At 44.1% G+C, this 20343-nt stretch carries 29 protein-coding genes; all 29 read right to left on the bottom strand.

The genetic code is table 11. The features are described from left to right. Window positions 1–23 precede the first annotated feature (23 nt). The 29 genes from secY to rpoC all read right to left on the bottom strand — a co-directional run bounded on the left by secY (window position 24) and on the right by rpoC (window position 20301). On the bottom strand, window positions 24–1319 hold the full coding sequence (gene secY, locus BXO87_RS19750; protein WP_007615246.1) for a preprotein translocase subunit SecY: 1296 nt from the start codon (window positions 1317–1319) through the stop codon (window positions 24–26). A gap of 1 nt (window position 1320) precedes the next feature. Continuing rightward, window positions 1321–1761, bottom strand: coding sequence for a 50S ribosomal protein L15 (gene rplO, locus BXO87_RS19745; protein WP_003156499.1), 441 nt, complete (start codon window positions 1759–1761; stop codon window positions 1321–1323). Between the two features lie 30 nt (window positions 1762–1791). Then, entirely contained in the window at window positions 1792–1971 is a 180-nt protein-coding gene (gene rpmD, locus BXO87_RS19740; protein WP_003156497.1) for a 50S ribosomal protein L30, read from the bottom strand. Window positions 1972–1984: 13 nt separating this feature from the next. Further along, window positions 1985–2485 carry a 30S ribosomal protein S5 gene (gene rpsE / locus BXO87_RS19735; protein ID WP_003156493.1) on the bottom strand — a complete coding sequence of 167 codons (501 nt, stop codon included), beginning with the start codon at window positions 2483–2485 and terminating at the stop codon, window positions 1985–1987. 24 nt (window positions 2486–2509) lie between these two features. Continuing rightward, complete coding sequence (gene rplR, locus BXO87_RS19730; RefSeq protein WP_003156492.1) at window positions 2510–2872, bottom strand: 50S ribosomal protein L18; 363 nt, start codon at window positions 2870–2872, stop codon at window positions 2510–2512. Window positions 2873–2906: 34 nt separating this feature from the next. After that, a complete protein-coding gene (rplF, locus tag BXO87_RS19725) occupies window positions 2907–3446 on the bottom strand; it encodes a 50S ribosomal protein L6 (protein WP_003156490.1) in 540 nt (179 codons plus the stop codon). A 30-nt stretch (window positions 3447–3476) separates the two neighbouring features. Continuing rightward, entirely contained in the window at window positions 3477–3875 is a 399-nt protein-coding gene (gene rpsH / locus BXO87_RS19720) for a 30S ribosomal protein S8 (RefSeq protein ID WP_003156489.1), read from the bottom strand. 31 nt (window positions 3876–3906) lie between these two features. Beyond that, window positions 3907–4092, bottom strand: a complete 186-nt coding sequence (gene rpsN, locus BXO87_RS19715) for a 30S ribosomal protein S14 (protein WP_003156488.1) — start codon at window positions 4090–4092, stop codon at window positions 3907–3909. A gap of 22 nt (window positions 4093–4114) precedes the next feature. Further along, window positions 4115–4654: a 50S ribosomal protein L5 gene (gene rplE, locus BXO87_RS19710; RefSeq protein ID WP_003156487.1), complete on the bottom strand. Its 540-nt coding sequence runs from the start codon at window positions 4652–4654 to the stop codon at window positions 4115–4117. Window positions 4655–4680: 26 nt separating this feature from the next. After that, window positions 4681–4992: a 50S ribosomal protein L24 gene (gene rplX / locus BXO87_RS19705; protein WP_003156486.1), complete on the bottom strand. Its 312-nt coding sequence runs from the start codon at window positions 4990–4992 to the stop codon at window positions 4681–4683. 36 nt (window positions 4993–5028) lie between these two features. After that, complete coding sequence (gene rplN, locus BXO87_RS19700) at window positions 5029–5397, bottom strand: 50S ribosomal protein L14 (RefSeq protein WP_007410404.1); 369 nt, start codon at window positions 5395–5397, stop codon at window positions 5029–5031. 40 nt (window positions 5398–5437) lie between these two features. Then, complete coding sequence (rpsQ, locus tag BXO87_RS19695; RefSeq protein ID WP_003156484.1) at window positions 5438–5701, bottom strand: 30S ribosomal protein S17; 264 nt, start codon at window positions 5699–5701, stop codon at window positions 5438–5440. A 22-nt stretch (window positions 5702–5723) separates the two neighbouring features. Beyond that, a complete protein-coding gene (rpmC, locus tag BXO87_RS19690; RefSeq protein ID WP_003156482.1) occupies window positions 5724–5924 on the bottom strand; it encodes a 50S ribosomal protein L29 in 201 nt (66 codons plus the stop codon). Then, window positions 5914–6348 carry a 50S ribosomal protein L16 gene (gene rplP / locus BXO87_RS19685; protein WP_003156478.1) on the bottom strand — a complete coding sequence of 145 codons (435 nt, stop codon included), beginning with the start codon at window positions 6346–6348 and terminating at the stop codon, window positions 5914–5916. Before rplP ends, rpmC begins: the two co-directional genes overlap by 11 nt. 1 nt (window position 6349) lies before the next feature. After that, window positions 6350–7006: a 30S ribosomal protein S3 gene (gene rpsC, locus BXO87_RS19680; RefSeq protein ID WP_003156476.1), complete on the bottom strand. Its 657-nt coding sequence runs from the start codon at window positions 7004–7006 to the stop codon at window positions 6350–6352. Between the two features lie 3 nt (window positions 7007–7009). Then, window positions 7010–7351, bottom strand: a complete 342-nt coding sequence (gene rplV / locus BXO87_RS19675) for a 50S ribosomal protein L22 (protein ID WP_003156475.1) — start codon at window positions 7349–7351, stop codon at window positions 7010–7012. Between the two features lie 16 nt (window positions 7352–7367). Continuing rightward, window positions 7368–7646 (bottom strand): 30S ribosomal protein S19, encoded by a 279-nt coding sequence (rpsS, locus tag BXO87_RS19670; protein WP_003156472.1) that lies wholly within the window; start codon window positions 7644–7646, stop codon window positions 7368–7370. Between the two features lie 57 nt (window positions 7647–7703). Then, complete coding sequence (gene rplB, locus BXO87_RS19665; protein WP_003156470.1) at window positions 7704–8537, bottom strand: 50S ribosomal protein L2; 834 nt, start codon at window positions 8535–8537, stop codon at window positions 7704–7706. Window positions 8538–8568: 31 nt separating this feature from the next. Next, a complete protein-coding gene (gene rplW, locus BXO87_RS19660) occupies window positions 8569–8856 on the bottom strand; it encodes a 50S ribosomal protein L23 (RefSeq protein WP_003156467.1) in 288 nt (95 codons plus the stop codon). After that, a complete protein-coding gene (gene rplD, locus BXO87_RS19655; RefSeq protein ID WP_007615239.1) occupies window positions 8856–9479 on the bottom strand; it encodes a 50S ribosomal protein L4 in 624 nt (207 codons plus the stop codon). Before rplD ends, rplW begins: the two co-directional genes overlap by 1 nt. A gap of 27 nt (window positions 9480–9506) precedes the next feature. Next, window positions 9507–10136 (bottom strand): 50S ribosomal protein L3, encoded by a 630-nt coding sequence (gene rplC, locus BXO87_RS19650; RefSeq protein ID WP_007410402.1) that lies wholly within the window; start codon window positions 10134–10136, stop codon window positions 9507–9509. A 39-nt stretch (window positions 10137–10175) separates the two neighbouring features. Next, window positions 10176–10484 (bottom strand): 30S ribosomal protein S10, encoded by a 309-nt coding sequence (gene rpsJ / locus BXO87_RS19645; protein ID WP_003156464.1) that lies wholly within the window; start codon window positions 10482–10484, stop codon window positions 10176–10178. Window positions 10485–10732: 248 nt separating this feature from the next. Next, window positions 10733–11698, bottom strand: coding sequence for an alpha/beta fold hydrolase (locus BXO87_RS19640; protein ID WP_038456726.1), 966 nt, complete (start codon window positions 11696–11698; stop codon window positions 10733–10735). Between the two features lie 103 nt (window positions 11699–11801). Beyond that, window positions 11802–12992 carry an elongation factor Tu gene (gene tuf / locus BXO87_RS19635; protein ID WP_007410400.1) on the bottom strand — a complete coding sequence of 397 codons (1191 nt, stop codon included), beginning with the start codon at window positions 12990–12992 and terminating at the stop codon, window positions 11802–11804. A gap of 119 nt (window positions 12993–13111) precedes the next feature. Further along, a complete protein-coding gene (fusA, locus tag BXO87_RS19630; protein WP_007410399.1) occupies window positions 13112–15190 on the bottom strand; it encodes an elongation factor G in 2079 nt (692 codons plus the stop codon). A 52-nt stretch (window positions 15191–15242) separates the two neighbouring features. Beyond that, a complete protein-coding gene (rpsG, locus tag BXO87_RS19625; RefSeq protein ID WP_003156447.1) occupies window positions 15243–15713 on the bottom strand; it encodes a 30S ribosomal protein S7 in 471 nt (156 codons plus the stop codon). A 39-nt stretch (window positions 15714–15752) separates the two neighbouring features. Further along, on the bottom strand, window positions 15753–16169 hold the full coding sequence (gene rpsL, locus BXO87_RS19620) for a 30S ribosomal protein S12 (protein WP_003156445.1): 417 nt from the start codon (window positions 16167–16169) through the stop codon (window positions 15753–15755). A gap of 115 nt (window positions 16170–16284) precedes the next feature. Beyond that, window positions 16285–16533, bottom strand: coding sequence for a 50S ribosomal protein L7ae-like protein (locus BXO87_RS19615; RefSeq protein WP_003156443.1), 249 nt, complete (start codon window positions 16531–16533; stop codon window positions 16285–16287). Window positions 16534–16701: 168 nt separating this feature from the next. Next, window positions 16702–20301 carry a DNA-directed RNA polymerase subunit beta' gene (rpoC, locus tag BXO87_RS19610; protein WP_038456723.1) on the bottom strand — a complete coding sequence of 1200 codons (3600 nt, stop codon included), beginning with the start codon at window positions 20299–20301 and terminating at the stop codon, window positions 16702–16704. Between the last annotated feature and the right edge of the window lie 42 nt (window positions 20302–20343).

Raw genomic sequence — 20343 nt, 5'->3', positions numbered from 1 at the left:
GAGGAATGGTTAAAACCAGTCCTCTAATTTTTCATAAATCCTCGGTAATTACGTTTCACTAACTGGCTCTCCAGCTGCTTCATTGTCTCCAAGGCTACCCCGACGACAATTAACAATGATGTTCCGCCAATCTGTGCACTTTGAGGCAATCCAGCGAATTGAATGAAAAAGATAGGAAGAATGGAAATCACGGCTAAGAATATAGAACCCACAAACGTAAGTCGATACAAAATGCTCGTAATTCTATCTTGAGTCATTTTCCCTGGACGAACCCCCGGGATATAGCCACCCTGTTTTTTAAGGTTATCAGCCATTTGTTCAGGGTTTACCTGCACAAAAGCATAGAAGTACGTAAAGGCGATAATTAATGCGACATAAACCGCCATGCCCACCGGATGTGTATTGTCAAAGTTGGCTTGAATCCACTTTGTCACATTGTTTTCTCCGAAAAATGACGCGATAGTACGCGGCGTAATAAGAAACGCAACCGCAAAGATTACCGGAATAACCCCTGCAGGATTCACTTTAAGCGGAAGGTGAGTTGACTGGCCTCCGCCAACAGGTGAACGACCTTGCCCTTTTGCATATTGAATCGCGATTTTGCGTACGGCCTGCTGAATGAAAATAACACCAACAATAACGGCCAAAATCGCAATCACCAGTAAAGCGATTTTTACAATATGAATAAACAGCTGATCGCTGCTGCCGACAAATTGAGTCTCATAAATCTGCCCAACAGTTTTCGGAATACTAGCCACAATCCCCGCGAAGATGATGATCGAAATTCCGTTACCTACTCCATTGGAAGTAATTTGTTCTCCCAGCCACATTAAAAAAGCAGTTCCTCCAGTGAGTACTAAAGCAATAATCAGATATGTCGATATGCCGGATTTCTCAATCAGCATACCGTTTGCCAGGTTGTTAAACCCGTAAGACATACCTAATGCCTGGATAAAACCAAGCACAATCGTAAAATATCTCGTGAACTGAGCTAATTTACGGCGGCCGACCTCACCTTGCTTAGACCACTCGGTAAACTTCGGCACAACATCCATCTGAAGCAGCTGAATGATGATTGAAGCAGTGATGTAAGGCGTAATTCCCATCGCAAAAATGGAGAACTGATAAAGCGCACCGCCGCCAAATGTATTAAGGAGATCAAAAACCCCCATCGAACTTTGTGTCTGCAACGCCTGAGCATTTACATATGGCACAGGGATAAACGCACCTATGCGAAAGACGATAAGCATGAGTAATGTAAAAATGATTTTATTCCGAATATCACTCACACGCATAAAGTTGGAGATTGTCTTAAACAAGTTAGATCACCTCAGCTGTACCGCCAGCAGCTTCAACAGCTTCTTTCGCAGAAGCAGAGAATTTATTGGCTTTTACAGTTAATTTTTTCTCTAATTTACCGTTGCCAAGAATCTTTACTCCTGCATTAAGTTTGCTAATAACACCAGTCTCAAGAAGAAGTTCAGGAGTGACTTCCGTTCCTTCCGCAAAACCGTTCAATTTGTCTACGTTCACAATAGCGTATTCCTTACGGTTGATGTTTGTAAAACCGCGTTTAGGAAGACGTTGGAATAAAGGCATTTGTCCCCCCTCGAATCCAGGGCGTACACCGCCGCCAGAACGAGCGTTTTGACCTTTGTGACCTTTACCAGCTGTTTTACCGTTACCAGAACCAATACCACGACCTACGCGATTGCGTACTTTACGTGAACCTTCTGAAGGCTTTAATTCATGAAGTTTCATTAGGACACCTCCTTAGCCTATAATTTATTTTTATTGTTCTTTAACAGAAACTAGATGAGATACTTTATTAATCATACCGCGGATCGCAGCGTTATCTTCATGAACGACAGTTTGGTTTGTTTTCTTTAAACCAAGTGTTCTTACAGTAACGCGCTGATCTTCCGGGCGACCGATTACACTGCGTTTGAGGGTAATTTCTAATTTAGCCATTAATGTTCCCTCCTTATCCTAACAGTTCTTCTACAGATTTTCCACGAAGCTTCGCAACCTCTTCGGCACGTTTAAGCTCACTTAAACCTTGAAGTGTTGCACGGATCATGTTGATCGGTGTGTTAGAACCTAAAGACTTAGAAAGGATATCAGCAACGCCAGCAAGCTCAAGTACCGCACGTACAGGGCCTCCAGCGATAACTCCAGTACCTTCAGAAGCAGGTTTCAACAAGATATTGCCTGCACCGAAACGTCCGATGATTTCGTGTGGAATCGTAGTTCCAACCATTGGTACTTCAATCAAATTCTTTTTCGCATCTTCAACAGCTTTGCGGATTGCTTCAGGTACTTCTTGTGCTTTACCAGTACCGAAACCTACGTGACCGTTTTTGTCACCGACAACGACTAGAGCTGCGAAACGGAAACGACGACCACCTTTAACAACTTTCGCTACGCGGTTAACCGTAACTAAGCGTTCTTCTAACTCTAATTTGCTTGGGTCAATACGACGCATAATCATGTGTCCCTCCTTTTTTTATTAAAATTTCAGTCCGGCTTCACGAGCTGCATCGGCCAGAGCTTTTACACGTCCATGGTATAAGTATCCGCCGCGGTCAAATACTACGTCAGAAACACCTTTCTCAGAAGCGCGTTTCGCAACGAGTTCACCGACTTTAGCAGCAGCAGCGCTGTCACCAGTGCTTTCCACGTTCAAATCTTTATCGAGAGTAGAGGCACTAGCAAGTGTAACGCCATTTACATCATCGATGATTTGAGCATAAATGTGTTTGTTTGAACGGAACACATTCAGACGAGGTCTTTCAGCTGTGCCTGAAAGTTTAGCACGAACACGGGCATGTCTTTTTTGACGAGCAGCATTTTTGCTAGTTTTCGTAATCATCCTTAGGTCACTCCTTTCTTCACTTTAAGCGGTCTTACTTAGCAGATTTACCTTCTTTACGGCGAACAACTTCACCTTCGTAGCGGATTCCTTTACCTTTGTAAGGCTCTGGAGAACGTACAGCGCGGATGTTAGCAGCGATAGCTCCTACACGCTCTTTGTCTGTACCTTTTACAACTACTTTAGTTTGAGAAGGAACTTCGATTTCGATGCCCTCTTCAGGAACGATCTCAACAGGGTGAGAGTATCCAACGTTTAAAACAAGTTTGTTTCCGGATTTAGCCGCACGATAACCGACACCGACTAATTCCAAACCTCTTTCAAATCCTTTAGATACGCCTTCAACCATGTTTCCAAGCAGACTGCGAGTCGTACCATGCAGCGCACGGTGCTCTTTGTGATCAGAAGGACGAGTAACTGTAAGCACGTTGTCCTCAATTTTGATTTCCATATCAGGATGGAAAGTACGAGTTAATTCTCCTTTTGGTCCTTTTACAGCTACAGTGTTGCCTTCGTTCAGCGTTACTGTAACTCCAGAAGGGATCTCAAGCAGTTTTTTTCCTACACGAGACATACTAAAACACCTCCATTCTTGTTAAACTTCTTACCAAACGTATGCTAGAACTTCTCCACCAGCTTGTTTTGCACGGGCTTCTTTGTCCGTTAAAACACCTTGTGATGTAGAAATAATCGCGATTCCAAGACCGTTAAGTACGCGAGGTACTTCATTTGATTTAGCGTATACACGCAAACCTGGTTTGCTGATTCTTTTAAGACCAGTGATAACGCGCTCGTTGTTTTGTCCGTATTTCAAGAAAACGCGGATGATACCTTGTTTGCTGTCTTCTACGAACTCAACGTCACGAATGAAACCTTCACGCTTTAAAATGTCAGCAATTTCTCTTTTCAATTTAGAAGCAGGAATTTCAAGCTTCTCATGACGTACCATGTTTGCATTGCGAATACGAGTCAGCATATCTGCAATTGGATCTGTCATAACCATTATATAATTACCTCCTTCCCATTCTTGGGGATTACCAGCTGGCTTTTTTCACGCCAGGAATTTGTCCTTTATATGCAAGCTCACGGAAACAAATACGGCAAAGTTTAAATTTACGAATGACTGAGTGCGGACGTCCGCAGCGTTCACAGCGAGTGTACTCTTGCACTTTAAACTTTGGTGTACGTTGTTGTTTCGCAATCATTGACTTTTTAGCCACGATTTCGCCTCCCTTTCATTGATTATTTCTGGAACGGCATACCTACTTGAGTTAATAGCTCACGAGCCTCTTCGTCAGAGTTAGCAGTCGTTACGATAACGATGTCCATTCCGCGAACCTTTGTTACTTTATCGTAGTCAATTTCAGGGAAGATTAACTGTTCTTTGATACCAAGAGTGTAGTTTCCGCGACCGTCGAAAGATTTCTTAGAAATCCCGCGGAAGTCACGTACACGCGGTAAAGATACAGAAATAAGTTTATCAAGGAAATCATACATGCGCTCTCCGCGAAGAGTTACTTTCGCACCGATAGGCATTCCCTCACGAAGACGGAATCCAGCAATTGATTTCTTCGCACGAGTAACGACAGGTTTTTGACCTGCGATAAACGTTAATTCTTCAACAGCACTGTCGATTGCTTTCGCGTTTTGAACAGCATCACCAACACCCATGTTGATTACGATTTTTTCGATTTTTGGCACCTGCATAACAGAGTCGTAGTTGAACTTCGTCATTAAAGCAGGTGAAATTTCTTTATTGTACTTTTCTTTAAGGCGGTTCATGAGATAGACCTCCCTTCCTTTAAATACTATTTATCTAAGACTTGCCCAGATTTTTTTGCAACACGAACTTTTTTGCCATCTTCCACTTTGTATCCTACGCGAGTCACTTCACCTGTTTTAGGATCGAGCGGCATAACGTTTGATACATGAATTGGCGCCTCTTGATTAGAAATACCGCCTTGAGGGTTTGCTTGAGTTGGTTTAGAGTGCTTCTTCACCATGTTTACGCCCTCAACTAGAACGCGGTCCTTTTTAGGGAAAGCAGCAAGGATTGTACCTTGTTTGCCTTTATCTTTACCAGAGATAACCATTACTTTATCGCCTTTTTTCACATGCATCCTGATCGCACCTCCTTGAGTAAGGCATTTATTTCATTAGATAACTTCTGGAGCCAGAGAAACAATTTTCATGAAGTTGTTTTCACGTAATTCACGGGCAACCGGTCCGAAGATACGAGTCCCACGCGGGCTCTTGTCGTCACGGATGATAACACATGCATTCTCATCGAAGCTGATGTATGATCCGTCAGTTCTGCGTGCTCCGCTTTTTGTGCGAACGATAACAGCTCTTACGACTTCACCTTTTTTGACAACGCCTCCTGGTGTTGCTTGTTTAACCGTGCAAACAATTACATCACCAATGTTAGCCGTTTTACGTCCAGAACCGCCAAGAACTTTAATAGTAAGTACCTCACGCGCACCGGAGTTGTCAGCAACTTTTAAACGAGTCTCTTGTTGAATCATTATTTGTTACCTCCCTTCGGAAAAAGAATTCCGAACTTTATTAGATAATAACAGCTTCTTCGACAACTTCTACTAGACGAAAACGCTTAGTTGCAGATAATGGACGAGTTTCCATGATCTTTACGATGTCTCCGATTTTAGCTTGGTTATTTTCATCATGTGCTTTGAATTTCTTCGAGTATTTTACGCGTTTACCGTAAATAGGATCCTTTTTGTATGTTTCAACAACAACAGTGATGGTTTTATCCATTTTGTCAGAAACAACACGGCCTTGGTAAACTTTGCGTTGGTTACGTTCGCTCATGCTCACGACCTCCCCTCAGTGATTATTTGTTGGCAGCAATTTCTCTTTCACGAATCACAGTTTTCATGCGCGCGATAGCTTTGCGCACTTCACGAATGCGAGCAGTATTTTCAAGTTGTCCTGTCGCTAATTGAAAGCGAAGATTGAAAAGTTCTTCTTTAAGAGACTTTACTTTTTGTTCAATTTCAGCAGTGGTAAGGTCACGAATTTCATTAGCTTTCATTTGATTCACCACCAATTTCTTCACGTTTTACGAACTTCGTTTTAATTGGCAATTTGTGAGATGCAAGGCGAAGAGCTTCACGAGCTACCTCTTCAGACACACCAGAAATTTCAAATAAAACTTTGCCCGGTTTTACAACAGCTACCCAGCCTTCAGGAGCCCCTTTACCGGAACCCATCCGTACCTCAAGCGGTTTAGCAGTGTAAGGTTTTGAAGGGAAAATTTTAATCCAAACTTTACCGCCACGTTTCATGTAACGAGTCATCGCAATACGTGCAGCTTCGATTTGGCGGTTCGTGATCCAAGAAGCTTCAAGAGCCTGGATACCGTACTCACCAAAATGTACTTCAGTACCGCCTTTAGCGCGACCGCGCATTTTTCCGCGATGCTCTCTGCGATATTTAACGCGTTTTGGTAATAACATATTATTTTCCTCCTTCCTCAGTTTTCTTCTTAGTAGGAAGAACCTCTCCACGATAGATCCAGACTTTTACACCAAGCTTACCGTAAGTTGTGTCAGCTTCAGATGTTGCATAGTCGATGTCAGCACGCAAAGTGTGCAATGGAACAGTTCCTTCACTGTAGTATTCAGAACGAGCAATGTCAGCTCCGCCAAGACGGCCGGAAACCATTGTTTTCACACCTTGTGCTCCAGCACGCATAGTGCGTTGGATTTGTTGTTTCTGCGCACGGCGGAAAGAAATACGGTTTTCTAGTTGACGAGCGATGTTGTCAGCTACAAGCTGAGCATCAAGATCTGCTCTTTTGATTTCAAGAATGTTAATGTGTACACGCTTGCCAGTAAGGCTGTTAAGGGCTTTACGAAGTGCTTCAACTTCAGATCCGCCTTTACCGATTACCATACCAGGCTTAGCAGTGTGGATCGTAATGTTAACGCGGTTTGCTGCGCGCTCGATTTCTACTTTAGAAACAGAAGCGTCAGAAAGGCGTTTGCTAATGAATTCACGAATTTTTAAATCTTCGTGCAGGAAGTCAGCGTAATCTTTACCAGCGTACCACTTAGATTCCCAATCACGAATGACTCCGATACGAAGACCGACTGGATTTACCTTTTGACCCACTACTTATCCCTCCTTCTTTTCTGATACAACGATTGTAATGTGGCTCGTACGTTTGTTGATTTGGCTCGCACGTCCCATAGCACGCGGGCGGAATCTTTTTAACGTTGGGCCTTCGTCAACAAATGCCTGAGAAATAACCAGATTGTTAGCGTCCATCTCGTAGTTGTGCTCAGCATTTGCGATAGCAGATTTTAAAACTTTTTCGATGATCGGAGAAGCAGCTCTCGGAGTTAAGTTCAGGATAGATACTGCTTCGCCTACTTGCTTACCTCGAATCAGGTCCATTACTAGACGTGCTTTACGAGGAGCAATACGGACTGTTCTTGCAACAGCTTTAGCTTGCATTTAAAAGCCTCCTCTCTTAGCGTCTTGTTTTTTTATCGTCACTGGCGTGGCCTTTGTAAGTACGAGTCGGTGCGAATTCGCCCAACTTGTGGCCTACCATGTCTTCAGAAATGAATACAGGCACGTGTTTACGTCCGTCATATACTGCGATAGTGTGACCGATAAATTGTGGGAAAATAGTTGAACGGCGAGACCAAGTTTTTACAACTTGTTTCTTGTCCGTTTCATTTAATTTCTCGATTTTTGTCATCAAGTGTCCATCGACAAATGGTCCTTTTTTCAAGCTGCGAGCCATTTTGGAACCTCCCTTCGTGATTGCACTACGGTCCGAAATGAACCGTAGACAACCCCGTTATTTATTTTTACGACGACGTACGATAAATTTATCAGATTTGTTCTTTTTCTTACGTGTCTTGAATCCAAGAGTCGGTTTGCCCCAAGGAGACATTGGTGATTTACGTCCGATTGGCGCGCGACCTTCACCACCACCGTGTGGGTGATCATTAGGGTTCATTACAGAACCGCGGACTGTAGGGCGGATGCCTTTCCAGCGAGAGCGTCCTGCTTTACCAACGTTGATAAGTTCGTGCTGCTCGTTACCTACTTGACCGATAGAAGCGCGGCAAGCAGAAAGGATCATGCGAACTTCACCAGAGTTAAGACGTACAAGAACGTATTTGCCTTCTTTACCAAGAACCTGAGCAGATGTACCAGCTGAACGTACAAGCTGTCCGCCTTTACCAGGTTTTAATTCAATGTTATGCACAACTGTACCAACTGGGATGTTGATAAGCGGAAGTGCGTTACCTACTTTGATGTCAGCTTCAGGGCCGGACATGATTTCAGTACCTACTTGAATTCCTTTTGGTGCAAGAATGTAACGTTTTTCTCCGTCTACATAGTTGATTAGTGCAATGTTAGCTGAACGGTTTGGATCGTACTCAACTGTAGCAACGCGTCCAGGTATACCATCTTTATCGCGTTTAAAGTCGATAACACGGTATTGGCGTTTGTGTCCGCCACCTTGGTGACGTACAGTCAATTTACCTTGGTTGTTACGTCCGCCTTTTTTGTGAAGGGGAGCAAGCAAGGATTTTTCCGGCTGGTCAGTCGTGATTTCAGCAAAATCTGAAGTTGTCATGCCACGACGTCCGTTAGAGGTCGGTTTATACTTTTTAATCGCCATTTTGAATTTCCCTCCTTCTTTTTACAGATAATTAAGCTTCAAAAATTTCGATTTCTTTGCTGTCTGCAGTAAGTTTTACGATCGCTTTTCTGCGACGGCTAGTCATACCAGTGTAGCGGCCGACACGTTTTGATTTCCCTTTGTAGTTCATGATGTTGACTTTGTCAACTTTCACTCCAAAGATACTTTCAACTGCATCTTTCACTTCTGTTTTGTTAGCTCTTACATCAACTTCAAAAGTATATTTTTTTTCAGTCATTAAATCAGCAGAACGTTCAGTAATGACGGGGCGCTTAAGAACATCACGAGGATCTTTCATTATGCAAGCACCTCCTCTACTTTTTCAACCGCAGCTTTTGTAATCAGAAGCTTCTCGTGGTTGACAACGTCTAACACGTTGATTCCGTTAGCTTGAACAACTGTAACTCCAGGGATGTTGCGTGCAGAAAGAGATACTGCTTCGTTTGCATCCGCAGTTACGATTAAAGCTTTTTTCTCAACAGATAATCCTTTAAGGATAGCTGCCATTTCTTTTGTTTTAACCGTATCAAGAGTAAGATCTTCAAGAACAATAATGTTGTTGTCGTTCACTTTAGAAGACAATACTGATTTGATTGCCAAGCGGCGAACTTTTTTAGGTAATTTGTAAGAATAGCTGCGTGGTGTTGGGCCGAATACGACACCACCTCCGCGCCATTGCGGTGAACGGATTGAACCTTGACGGGCACGACCTGTACCTTTTTGACGCCATGGTTTGCGACCTCCGCCGCGTACTTCAGAACGATTTTTTACTTTGTGAGATCCTTGACGTAAGGAAGCTCTTTGCATAAGAATAGCGTCGAATACTACGCTCTCATTTGGCTCAATTCCAAATACAGACGCGTTTAATTCGATATCACCAGCAGTAGAACCGTTTTGGTTGTATAATGCTACTTTTGGCATGATCAATTTCCTCCTTTCCTAAGAGACTTATTTAGATTTAACAGCACTTTTAACAGTGATTAAAGTTTTTCTCGCACCAGGTACGTTACCTTTAATCAAAAGAAGATTGCGCTCAGCATCTACTTTTACGATTTCAAGGTTTTGGACAGTGATTTGATCTCCGCCCATGCGTCCAGGTAATAGTTTACCTTTGAATACACGGTTAGGATCTACAGGTCCCATTGAACCAGGACGACGGTGGTAGCGTGAACCGTGAGACATAGGTCCGCGAGATTGTCCGTGGCGCTTGATTGCACCTTGGAAACCTTTACCTTTAGATACTCCTGTTACATCTACGATTTCTCCTGCAGAGAAAATTTCAACCTTGACTTCCTGACCAATTTCATACGCATCCATATCCACGCCGCGTAATTCTTTAACGAAGCGCTTAGGAGCAGTTTCCGCTTTTGCAACGTGTCCTTTTTCCGGTTTGTTTGAAAGCTTTTCACGCTTATCGTCAAAACCAAGCTGGATCGCTTCATAGCCATCGTTTTCAGCTGTTTTCTTTTGAAGAACAACGTTTGGAGCTGCTTCAATAACAGTTACCGGGATAAGATCACCGTTCTCTGCGAATACTTGCGTCATACCAATTTTTCTTCCTAAGATTCCTTTGGTCATTCGTCACACCTCCTATTAAGATCATTCTATATTTTAGAATTAAAGTTTGATTTCGATATCGACACCAGATGGTAAGTCTAATCGCATGAGAGCATCAACAGTTTGTGGTGTTGGGTTCACAATGTCGATTAAACGTTTATGTGTACGCATTTCAAATTGCTCACGAGAATCTTTGTATTTGTGCACCGCACGAAGGATTGTGTAAACTGATTTTTCAGTTGGCAACGGAATCGGACCAGATACGCTGGCACCAGAACGTTTTGCCGTTTCAACAATCTTCTCTGCAGATTGATCAAGGATTCTATGATCATATGCTTTTAAACGAATACGAATTTTTTGTTTTGCCATTATTTTCCCTCCTTTTCGCCTACATCACGTTAGACAGTTCTCCGTGAGAAAAACCTGATCACCTTGCCATGGCAAAGCGGCCGGGTGTGTCAGCAACCTCTCACTTCATCGCAGTCAAAGACCAACATACACTATTATACAGAAAATAGACGCATGTTGCAAGGTTTATTTAAAGAACCTTGTGGTTTTCACACTTTGATTATTATACAGGTGATACCATGATTAATCAAGGATATGCCTGTTTTCTTTCAGAGATGGAACGATGCGAACCGGCTGACAACTTCGGCAAAGCGATCCGGTTCCTCCAGGTGAGGCGAATGGGCTGAGTTCTCAAACCAATGCCATTCTTTATACGGCGCATCAACCTTCTGATAATATTCATAAGACGTCGTTCCCGGGACCGTCAAATCGTATCTCCCTGACATAAAACAGCACGGTATTATAATAGAAGAAACTGATTCTCCGGCATCAAAGAAAATGAGATCCTCCCACAGGTGTTTCAGGCTGAACATTTGTCCCCGCGCGGCTAAGAAGCTCCCTCTCACACCGTACGGTTCACCAAACAGCATTCGCCCCCCTGCTTTAAGAGCACCGATCGGATGATGGGTAAAGCCCCCTCCCCTCATCTCGATACATAGCAGAAATAACGATCGCTGCAGCTGTTTCTCCCATGGAGGCGCTCCGATAAAGCTCAGCGTCTTTTCCAGCAGGAAATGTTTGCGTTGCCTGCTCCATTCCATCATCAGCCGGTAAGCTTCCATTTCTTCCTTTTGAATATTAACCACCTGACTGATACCGATATACGCATAATACAAATCAGGTCTTTCTTGAAGAACAGGAAGCGCCAGAACTGAACCCCACGAATAGCCGGCGATATATATTTTTTGCCTGCTGAATTGCTTGCATAAGTGTTCGGTCAAATGAATGGTATCGGCTGTCAGCTGATCCAAAGTCATAGATGAACCCGGAATTTCCTTTGAATAAGAGAGACCCGCCCCTCTCTGATCCCAGTTCACAACGGTGAAATGCTTTTCCAGCTTATTCTGGTATTTCCTCGCATAGCCGATTTGAGGCGTGCCGGGACCACCGTGCAAAAACAAAAGCAGCGGATTACTCCTGTCATCACCATTAATCATAATGGTTTGTTCACTGCCATTAATCAGCAATTGCTGAAGCATTGAAATACGATTGGTTTTCTTGAAGTTATCGTTCATCGCTCTGCTCCTAAAATTTGTATACGTTCTATTATACATGTAATCAGCGGGGAAACAAAAAAACGAGGCCCCATAAGGGACCCCGCATTAATGAACGAGTCGATTACTCAGTGATTGTAGAAACAACGCCTGAACCAACTGTACGTCCGCCTTCACGAATAGAGAAACGAGTTCCTTCTTCGATAGCGATTGTAGAGATAAGTTCAACGATCATTTCAGTGTTATCTCCAGGCATAACCATTTCTACGCCTTCTGGAAGATTGATGATACCAGTTACGTCAGTTGTACGGAAGTAGAACTGAGGACGGTAGTTAGAGAAGAATGGAGTATGACGTCCACCCTCTTCTTTAGAAAGAACGTAAACTTCAGCTTTGAATTTGCTGTGTGGAGTGATTGTACCTGGTTTAGCAAGTACTTGTCCACGTTGGATGTCTTCACGAGCTACACCGCGAAGAAGTGCACCGATGTTGTCTCCAGCTTCAGCGTAGTCAAGAAGCTTACGGAACATTTCAACACCTGTAACAGTTGTTTTGCTGTTTTCTTCTTGAAGACCGATGATTTCAACTTCGTCACCGACTTTAACTTGTCCGCGTTCTACACGGCCAGTAGCAACTGTACCACGACCAGTGATTGAGAATACGTCCTCAACTGGCATCATGAATGGTTTGTCAGTGTCGCGTTCTGGAGTTGGGATGTACTCATCAACTGCAGCCATAAGTTCAAGAATTTTTTCTTCGTACTCAGCGTCACCTTCAAGAGCTTTAAGAGCAGAACCTTTAACAACTGGTACATCATCACCAGGGAAGTCGTATTCGCTAAGAAGATCGCGAACTTCCATTTCAACAAGCTCAAGAAGCTCTTCGTCGTCTACCATGTCGCATTTGTTAAGGAATACTACGATGTATGGTACACCAACGTTTTTAGAAAGAAGGATGTGCTCACGAGTTTGTGGCATTGGGCCATCAGCAGCAGATACTACAAGGATAGCTCCGTCCATTTGAGCAGCACCAGTGATCATGTTTTTAACATAGTCAGCGTGTCCTGGGCAGTCAACGTGTGCATAGTGACGAGTGTCAGTTTCGTACTCAACGTGTGCAGTAGAGATTGTGATACCGCGCTCACGTTCTTCTGGAGCACCATCAATTTGATCGTACGCCATAGCTGTACCTTTACCAGATTTCTTATGAAGTACTGTTGAGATAGCAGCAGTTAATGTTGTTTTACCATGGTCAACGTGTCCAATTGTACCGATATTGGCATGTGATTTGGAACGGTCGAATTTTTCTTTAGCCATTCTAAAATCCTCCTTAAGAGCTTTTAATTAGTAATGTATAGAGTGATAGAAAGTGAAAGCAAGCTCTCACTTCCTCATCTTACAATAGTAGTTATACTTGAGTTAAGTGGCAAAATCAATTATTCGCCTTTATTTTTTTTGATAATTTCTTCAGCGATGCTCTTCGGCACTTCTTCGTAGTGATCCATGAACATTGTGAACGTACCGCGTCCTTGCGTGTTAGAACGAAGGGCAGTAGCGTAACCGAACATTTCAGCAAGAGGTACCATCGCACGCACAACTTGAGCGTTACCGCGAGCTTCCATACCTTCTACGCGTCCGCGACGAGAAGTAACATCACCCATGATGTCTCCCATGTATTCTTCAGGAATAACAACTTCAACTTTCATGATTGGTTCAAGAAGAACTGGGTTACATTTGCTGACTGCATTTTTCAATGCCATAGAAGCAGCGACTTTAAACGCCATTTCGTTTGAGTCAACATCATGGTAAGATCCATCAAAAAGTTTCGCCTTGATGTCGATTAGCGGGAATCCGGCTAGGACACCATTTTCAAGAGAGTCTTCAAGACCTGCTTGTACGGCTGGGATGTATTCACGAGGAACAACACCACCGACGATTGCGTTTTCGAATTCAAAGCCAGCGCCTTCTTCGTTCGGTTCAAATTCGATCCAAACGTGACCGAACTGACCGCGTCCGCCTGATTGACGTACGAATTTACCTTCAACTTTTGCACCGGTACGGAATGTCTCACGGTACGCAACTTGAGGAGCACCAACGTTAGCTTCAACTTTGAACTCACGCTTCATACGATCAACAATGATATCAAGGTGAAGCTCACCCATACCAGAGATGATTGTTTGACCCGTTTCAGGGTTAGTTTGTGTACGGAATGTAGGATCTTCTTCAGCAAGTTTCGCTAAAGCGATACCCATTTTATCTTGGTCAGCTTTTGATTTAGGCTCAATCGCTACGTCGATAACAGGCTCTGGGAATTCCATTGATTCAAGGATTACAAGATCCTTCTCATCACATAGAGTATCTCCAGTAGAAGTATCTTTTAGACCTACAGCAGCTGCGATGTCTCCAGCGTAAACAGTAGAGATCTCTTCACGGCTGTTAGCGTGCATTTGAAGGATACGTCCTACGCGCTCACGCTTGCCTTTTGTAGAGTTCTTTACATATGAACCGGAATCAAGTGTACCGGAATATACGCGGAAGAATGTCAGCTTACCGACATAAGGGTCAGTCATAACTTTAAATGCAAGTGCAGAGAATGGCTCTTCATCAGAAGAATGACGAACGATCTCTTCATCTGTATCAGGACGTACACCTTTGATTGCAGCAACATCAGTTGGCGCAGGAAGGTAGTCAAGAACAGCATCAAGTACAAGCTGAACACCTTTGTTTTTGAAAGCAGAACCAACAAGTACAGGGTAGAATTCAACATTCAGTGTACCTTTACGGATAGCAGCTTTCAGTTCAGGGATAGTGATTTCTTCACCTTCAAGGTACTTTTCCATAAGCTCTTCATCAAGCTCAGCTACAGCTTCAATCAGGCTGCTGCGAAGCTCTTCAGCTTGTTCTTTGTACTCTTCAGGGATTTCTTTCGCATCTGAACGAGTTCCAAGGTCATCTTCGTAGAAATACGCAACGTTTTCTACTAAGTCGATGATACCTTCGAAGTTGTCTTCAGCGCCGATCGGCAATTGAATTGCGTGAGCGTTAGCTTGAAGACGGTCTCTTAAAGTGCCTACAGAGTAAAGGAAGTCTGCGCCGATTTTGTCCATTTTGTTGACAAATACAACACGCGGTACTCCGTAAGTTGTTGCTTGGCGCCATACTGTTTCTGTCTGAGGCTCAACACCTGATTGAGCATCAAGTACGGCAACCGCACCATCAAGTACACGGAGTGAACGTTCAACTTCAACTGTGAAGTCTACGTGTCCCGGTGTATCGATGATGTTTACACGGTAACCTTTCCACTGTGCAGTCGTTGCCGCAGAAGTGATTGTGATACCGCGTTCTTGTTCCTGCTCCATCCAGTCCATTTGCGAAGCACCTTCGTGAGTTTCGCCAATTTTGTGGATACGGCCTGTGTAGAACAAGATCCGTTCTGTAGTAGTCGTTTTACCGGCATCGATGTGAGCCATGATCCCGATATTACGAGTTTTTTCTAAGGAGAACTCTCTTGCCATTGGGTAATTTCTCCTTCCTTATTAGGGAATTATTATTTTGATTATATGAATCCTACCAGCGGTAGTGAGCAAATGCTTTGTTCGCTTCTGCCATCTTGTGAGTGTCTTCACGTTTCTTAACGGCAGCACCAGTGTTGTTAGCTGCATCAAGAATTTCGTTAGCCAGGCGCTCTTCCATTGTTTTTTCTCCGCGAAGACGCGCATAGTTAACCAACCAGCGAAGACCAAGAGTTGTACGGCGTTCAGGACGAACTTCTACAGGCACTTGGTAGTTAGCTCCACCTACACGGCGTGCTTTTACTTCAAGTACAGGCATGATGTTTTTCAATGCTTGTTCGAAAACCTCCATTGCATCATTGCCAGTGCGTTCTTTAATGATATCGAATGACTTGTATAGGATTGTTTGAGATTTACCTTTTTTACCGTCGATCATCATTTTGTTGATCAGGCGGGATACCAGCTTAGAGTTGTAAAGCGGATCAGGTAAAACATCTCTTTTTGCTACAGGACCTTTACGTGGCATCTGAATATCCTCCCTTCATAGTTTTAATGATTTATTTGATTACTTTGCTTTAGGACGTTTCGTACCGTATTTAGAACGGCCTTGCGCACGGTTTTCAACTCCGGCAGTATCAAGCGCGCCACGAACGATGTGGTAGCGTACCCCCGGTAAGTCTTTTACACGTCCGCCGCGGATCAGTACAACGCTGTGCTCTTGCAGGTTGTGACCGATACCAGGAATGTAGGCAGTAACCTCGATTCCGTTAGTCAAACGAACACGAGCATATTTACGAAGTGCTGAGTTCGGTTTTTTCGGTGTCATTGTACCCACACGAGTACATACCCCGCGTTTTTGTGGAGAAGATACGTTAGTGTGCTCTTTTTTAAAGCTGTTGTATCCTTTGTTTAGTGCAGGTGACTTAGAGTTTTCAACTTTGCTCACGCGTCCCTTGCGAATTAGCTGATTAATTGTAGGCATGTTGTGTTCCTCCCTTCATTACGTTTTATAACCCACATACCCAGGTGGTTCATCATTAGGCAAAAAACAATGTCTTTACACAAGAATGATATCTTATATAAAAACAAAAAGTACGCTATAACATAATGGCAACAGCTGCTGCTCCCACTTCAATTCCGCAGGCTTTGCCGAGCTTTTTCATGGAATCCACCATACAGACAGCGGTATTTTGGTTCTTTGCAAGCTGGATAACGCCAGCTGTAAGAACTGAATCCGCGTCTTTTGCCACGACGACTTCCTTCACTGAACCTCGTTTTAGAGCTTTCACTGTTTGCTTCGTACCAATAATAATTGATTTGGCCTGTGATACTTTATCATAAGACATAAACATATCCTCCAAAGTAACAGGTTTTATTTCGAGCACCTTGGTTATATTATCACTCTGCGGGACGGATGTCAACAACGTATGACATTTTTTAGTGCAGTCCCCCGCCAGAATAATTGTAATACTGAGGAAAAGCTGTCGAAACAGCCTTTCCTGCAGCAGTTTCTATTATTCAGCCGGAACCATATCTTCCGAAGGCTGAACGTTTGAAACAGGTTTTACTTTTCTGTAATTCATCATACCGGTACCGGCCGGAACCAGTTTACCGATGATAACATTCTCTTTCAGGCCGAGAAGTTCATCGCGCTTGCCTTTAATCGCAGCATCTGTAAGAACACGTGTTGTTTCTTGGAATGATGCGGCAGACAAGAATGAATCCGTCTCGAGTGAAGCTTTTGTGATACCGAGAAGGACAGGCCGGCCTGTAGCAGGTCGATTGCCTTCAAGCAGCACTTTTTTGTTCGCTTCTGTAAATTGGTGAATATCAAGCAATGTGCCAGGGAGAACATCAGTATCTCCGGCATCGATCACACGGACTTTGCGAAGCATCTGGCGAACCATTACTTCTACGTGTTTATCGCCGATTTCAACCCCCTGCATACGGTAAACCTTCTGAACCTCATGCAGAAGATATTCCTGAACCGTTGTCAGGTCAGTGACCTTAAGAAGTTCTTTCGGATCGATAGAACCTTCTGTCAGCACTTGACCACGGGTAATCTGATCACCCTCAGCCACTTTCAGGCGTGAGTTGTAAGGTGCCGTGTATGAACGTGTCTCAACAGCGCCCTGAACAACAATCTCCTGCTGTTTGTCGCGGACTTCATTGATTTCGGCAATTGTACCGTCAATCTCAGAAATCGTCGCTTGACCTTTCGGATTACGCGCTTCGAAAAGCTCTTGGATACGCGGAAGACCTTGTGTGATATCGTCTCCGGCAACCCCGCCTGTGTGGAACGTACGCATTGTTAACTGTGTTCCAGGCTCACCGATAGATTGAGCGGCGATAATACCTACTGCTTCGCCGACTTCAACATCAGTTCCGGTTGCAAGGTTACGTCCGTAGCATCGTTTACATACACCATGAGGAGTGTTACATGTGAACGCGGAACGGATCCACACTTCTTCGATTCCGGCTCCAACGATTTCCAGCGCTTTATCTTCATCGATCAATTCATTTTCGTTAATGAGCACAGCACCCGTTTCAGGATGTTTGATCTGTTTTCTGGCGAAACGTCCGATCAGACGCTCTTCCAGACGCTCGATGATTTCCGTGCCTTCTTTGAGCGGTTTTGCAAGAATACCGCGGTCTGTTCCGCAATCTGTTTCACGAATGATAACATCCTGCGCAACATCAACAAGACGGCGTGTAAGGTAACCTGAGTCAGCTGTTTTCAGGGCGGTATCGGCAAGACCTTTACGCGCACCGTGAGTGGAGATAAAGTACTCCAATACTGTCAGACCTTCACGGAAACTTGATTTAATCGGCAATTCAATGATTCGTCCAGCCGGGTTGGCCATCAGACCGCGCATACCCGCAAGCTGTGTAAAGTTAGATGCGTTACCACGGGCTCCTGAGTCACTCATCATGTAGATCGGGTTGACTTCGTCTAATGATTTCATCAGTTTGCCTTGGATAACATCTTTCGCTGAACTCCAAATTGAAATGACTCTTTCATAACGTTCTTCTTCGGTGATTAAACCGCGTCTGAACTGTTTCAGGACATTATCAACTTTGCTTTGTGCTTCTTCAAGGATTTCCTGTTTATCATCGAGAACGACGATATCAGATACCCCTACTGTGATGCCGGCTTTCGTTGAATATCTGAAACCGAGGTTTTTCATGCGGTCAAGCATTTTAGACGTTTCCGTGATATGGAATCGTTTAAAGATTTCCGCGATGATTTTACCGAGAATGCCTTTTTTAAACGGTGCGTTGATCGGCTGCTCAGCAATCACAGCTTTTACGTCAGCACCTTTATCTAAGAAGAAACGGTCAGGTGTCTTCTCTTCAATGTTGCTCTTCGTTGGTTCATTCATGTAAGGGAATGATTCCGGAAGAATTTCATTGAAGACGAGCTTACCGACAGTTGTAATTAACAATTTTGAACGCTGTTCTTCAGTAAATGTCACATTCTTAAGGGAGTTCGCTGCAACAGCTACTCTCGTATGAAGGTGAACATAACCGTTTTGATAAGCAAGAAGCGCTTCGTCCGTATTTTTGAAAACCATACCCTCGCCGACTGCTCCGGCGCGCTCAAGCGTCAGGTAGTAGTTTCCTAATACCATATCCTGAGACGGCGTAACAACCGGTTTACCATCTTTAGGGTTCAAGATGTTTTGGGCCGCAAGCATCAGAATGCGCGCCTCAGCTTGAGCCTCAGCTGATAAAGGTACGTGAACCGCCATTTGGTCACCGTCAAAGTCAGCGTTATAAGCTGTACATACTAACGGGTGAAGACGGATGGCGCGTCCTTCAACAAGCGTCGGTTCGAAAGCCTGGATACCTAATCTGTGAAGAGTAGGGGCACGGTTCAGTAAGACCGGATGCTCCTTAATGACAGATTCAAGTACATCCCATACTTCAGGCTGCACGCGTTCGATTTTGCGTTTTGCGCTCTTGATATTGTGAGCAAGGCCTTTTTCAACAAGCTCTTTCATGACGAAAGGCTTGAAGAGCTCAAGCGCCATTTCCTTCGGCAAACCGCACTGATACATTTTCAGATGCGGACCTACGACGATAACGGAACGTCCTGAGTAGTCTACACGTTTACCGAGAAGGTTCTGACGGAAACGCCCTTGTTTCCCTTTCAGCATGTGAGAAAGAGATTTAAGCGGACGGTTACCCGGTCCGGTAACCGGACGGCCGCGGCGTCCGTTGTCAATCAGAGCGTCGACTGCTTCCTGAAGCATACGTTTTTCGTTCTGAACGATGATGCTTGGCGCGCCGAGGTCTAACAGACGTTTTAAACGGTTATTACGGTTGATGACACGACGGTAAAGGTCGTTCAGGTCAGACGTTGCGAAACGTCCGCCGTCAAGCTGAACCATCGGTCTTAATTCAGGCGGAATAACCGGAAGCACGTCGAGGATCATCCAAGACGGCTTGTTTCCTGAATTACGGAAGGCTTCAAGCACTTCAAGGCGTTTGATCGCACGTGTACGGCGCTGCCCTTGAGATGTCTTCAGCTCTTCTTTTAACATATCAACTTCTTTGACCAGGTCGATGTCCTGCAGAAGTTTATTAATGGCTTCCGCACCCATAGAGGCTTGGAATTTGTTTCCGTACTTATCCAGATACGCACGGTATTCCTTTTCAGATAAAAGCTGTTTCTTTTCGAGCGGTGTATTGGCCGGGTCAGTTACGACGTAAGAAGCAAAGTAAATAACTTCTTCCAGCGCACGCGGTGACATATCCAATACAAGACCCATACGGCTCGGAATACCTTTGAAATACCAAATGTGAGAAACCGGGGCAGCCAGTTCAATATGCCCCATTCTCTCACGACGGACTTTAGCCCGCGTTACTTCAACTCCGCAACGGTCACAAACTACGCCTTTATAACGAACCCGCTTGTACTTGCCGCAATGACATTCCCAGTCCTTAGTCGGTCCGAAAATGCGTTCGCAGAACAGGCCGTCCTTTTCAGGTTTCAATGTACGATAGTTTATCGTTTCAGGCTTTTTCACTTCACCAAAAGACCATGAACGGATTTTATCCGGTGAAGCAAGACCGATGTTCATATACTCAAAATTGTTCACATCTAGCAAGGGGCCTACCTCCCTTTTTATCTTCGGATTAACCGATGTCAC

The sequence above is a fragment of the Bacillus sp. GZB genome, assembly GCF_001975995.1.
Classification (GTDB): Bacteria; Bacillota; Bacilli; order Bacillales; family Bacillaceae; genus Bacillus; species Bacillus velezensis.
This window is presented reverse-complemented; position numbering and strand designations above follow the sequence as displayed.

Bases quoted from the DNA above. Each gene is read 5' to 3' on its own strand.
- rplF (WP_003156490.1), bottom strand. From the start codon at position 3,446: ATGTCTCGTGTAGGAAAAAAACTGCTTGAGATCCCTTCTGGAGTTACA.
- rplC (WP_007410402.1), bottom strand. From the start codon at position 10,136: ATGACCAAAGGAATCTTAGGAAGAAAAATTGGTATGACGCAAGTATTC.
- rplN (WP_007410404.1), bottom strand. From the start codon at position 5,397: ATGATTCAACAAGAGACTCGTTTAAAAGTTGCTGACAACTCCGGTGCG.
- rplD (WP_007615239.1), bottom strand. From the start codon at position 9,479: ATGCCAAAAGTAGCATTATACAACCAAAACGGTTCTACTGCTGGTGAT.
- rpsQ (WP_003156484.1), bottom strand. From the start codon at position 5,701: ATGAGCGAACGTAACCAACGCAAAGTTTACCAAGGCCGTGTTGTTTCT.
- rpsS (WP_003156472.1), bottom strand. From the start codon at position 7,646: ATGGCTCGCAGCTTGAAAAAAGGACCATTTGTCGATGGACACTTGATG.
- rpsE (WP_003156493.1), bottom strand. From the start codon at position 2,485: ATGCGTCGTATTGACCCAAGCAAATTAGAGTTAGAAGAACGCTTAGTT.
- rplE (WP_003156487.1), bottom strand. From the start codon at position 4,654: ATGAACCGCCTTAAAGAAAAGTACAATAAAGAAATTTCACCTGCTTTA.
- tuf (WP_007410400.1), bottom strand. From the start codon at position 12,992: ATGGCTAAAGAAAAATTCGACCGTTCCAAATCACATGCCAATATCGGT.
- rpsJ (WP_003156464.1), bottom strand. From the start codon at position 10,484: ATGGCAAAACAAAAAATTCGTATTCGTTTAAAAGCATATGATCATAGA.
- rplP (WP_003156478.1), bottom strand. From the start codon at position 6,348: ATGTTATTACCAAAACGCGTTAAATATCGCAGAGAGCATCGCGGAAAA.
- rplX (WP_003156486.1), bottom strand. From the start codon at position 4,992: ATGCATGTGAAAAAAGGCGATAAAGTAATGGTTATCTCTGGTAAAGAT.
- rpsG (WP_003156447.1), bottom strand. From the start codon at position 15,713: ATGCCACGTAAAGGTCCTGTAGCAAAAAGAGATGTTTTACCTGATCCG.
- fusA (WP_007410399.1), bottom strand. From the start codon at position 15,190: ATGGCAAGAGAGTTCTCCTTAGAAAAAACTCGTAATATCGGGATCATG.
- rpsL (WP_003156445.1), bottom strand. From the start codon at position 16,169: ATGCCTACAATTAATCAGCTAATTCGCAAGGGACGCGTGAGCAAAGTT.
- rplO (WP_003156499.1), bottom strand. From the start codon at position 1,761: ATGAAACTTCATGAATTAAAGCCTTCAGAAGGTTCACGTAAAGTACGC.
- BXO87_RS19640 (WP_038456726.1), bottom strand. From the start codon at position 11,698: ATGAACGATAACTTCAAGAAAACCAATCGTATTTCAATGCTTCAGCAA.
- rpsH (WP_003156489.1), bottom strand. From the start codon at position 3,875: ATGGTTATGACAGATCCAATTGCAGATATGCTGACTCGTATTCGCAAT.
- BXO87_RS19615 (WP_003156443.1), bottom strand. From the start codon at position 16,533: ATGTCTTATGATAAAGTATCACAGGCCAAATCAATTATTATTGGTACG.
- rpmC (WP_003156482.1), bottom strand. From the start codon at position 5,924: ATGAAAGCTAATGAAATTCGTGACCTTACCACTGCTGAAATTGAACAA.
- rplB (WP_003156470.1), bottom strand. From the start codon at position 8,537: ATGGCGATTAAAAAGTATAAACCGACCTCTAACGGACGTCGTGGCATG.
- rpmD (WP_003156497.1), bottom strand. From the start codon at position 1,971: ATGGCTAAATTAGAAATTACCCTCAAACGCAGTGTAATCGGTCGCCCG.
- rplR (WP_003156492.1), bottom strand. From the start codon at position 2,872: ATGATTACGAAAACTAGCAAAAATGCTGCTCGTCAAAAAAGACATGCC.
- rplW (WP_003156467.1), bottom strand. From the start codon at position 8,856: ATGAAAGATCCTCGTGATGTTCTTAAGCGCCCCGTCATTACTGAACGT.
- rplV (WP_003156475.1), bottom strand. From the start codon at position 7,351: ATGCAAGCTAAAGCTGTTGCAAGAACAGTCCGTATTGCTCCTCGTAAA.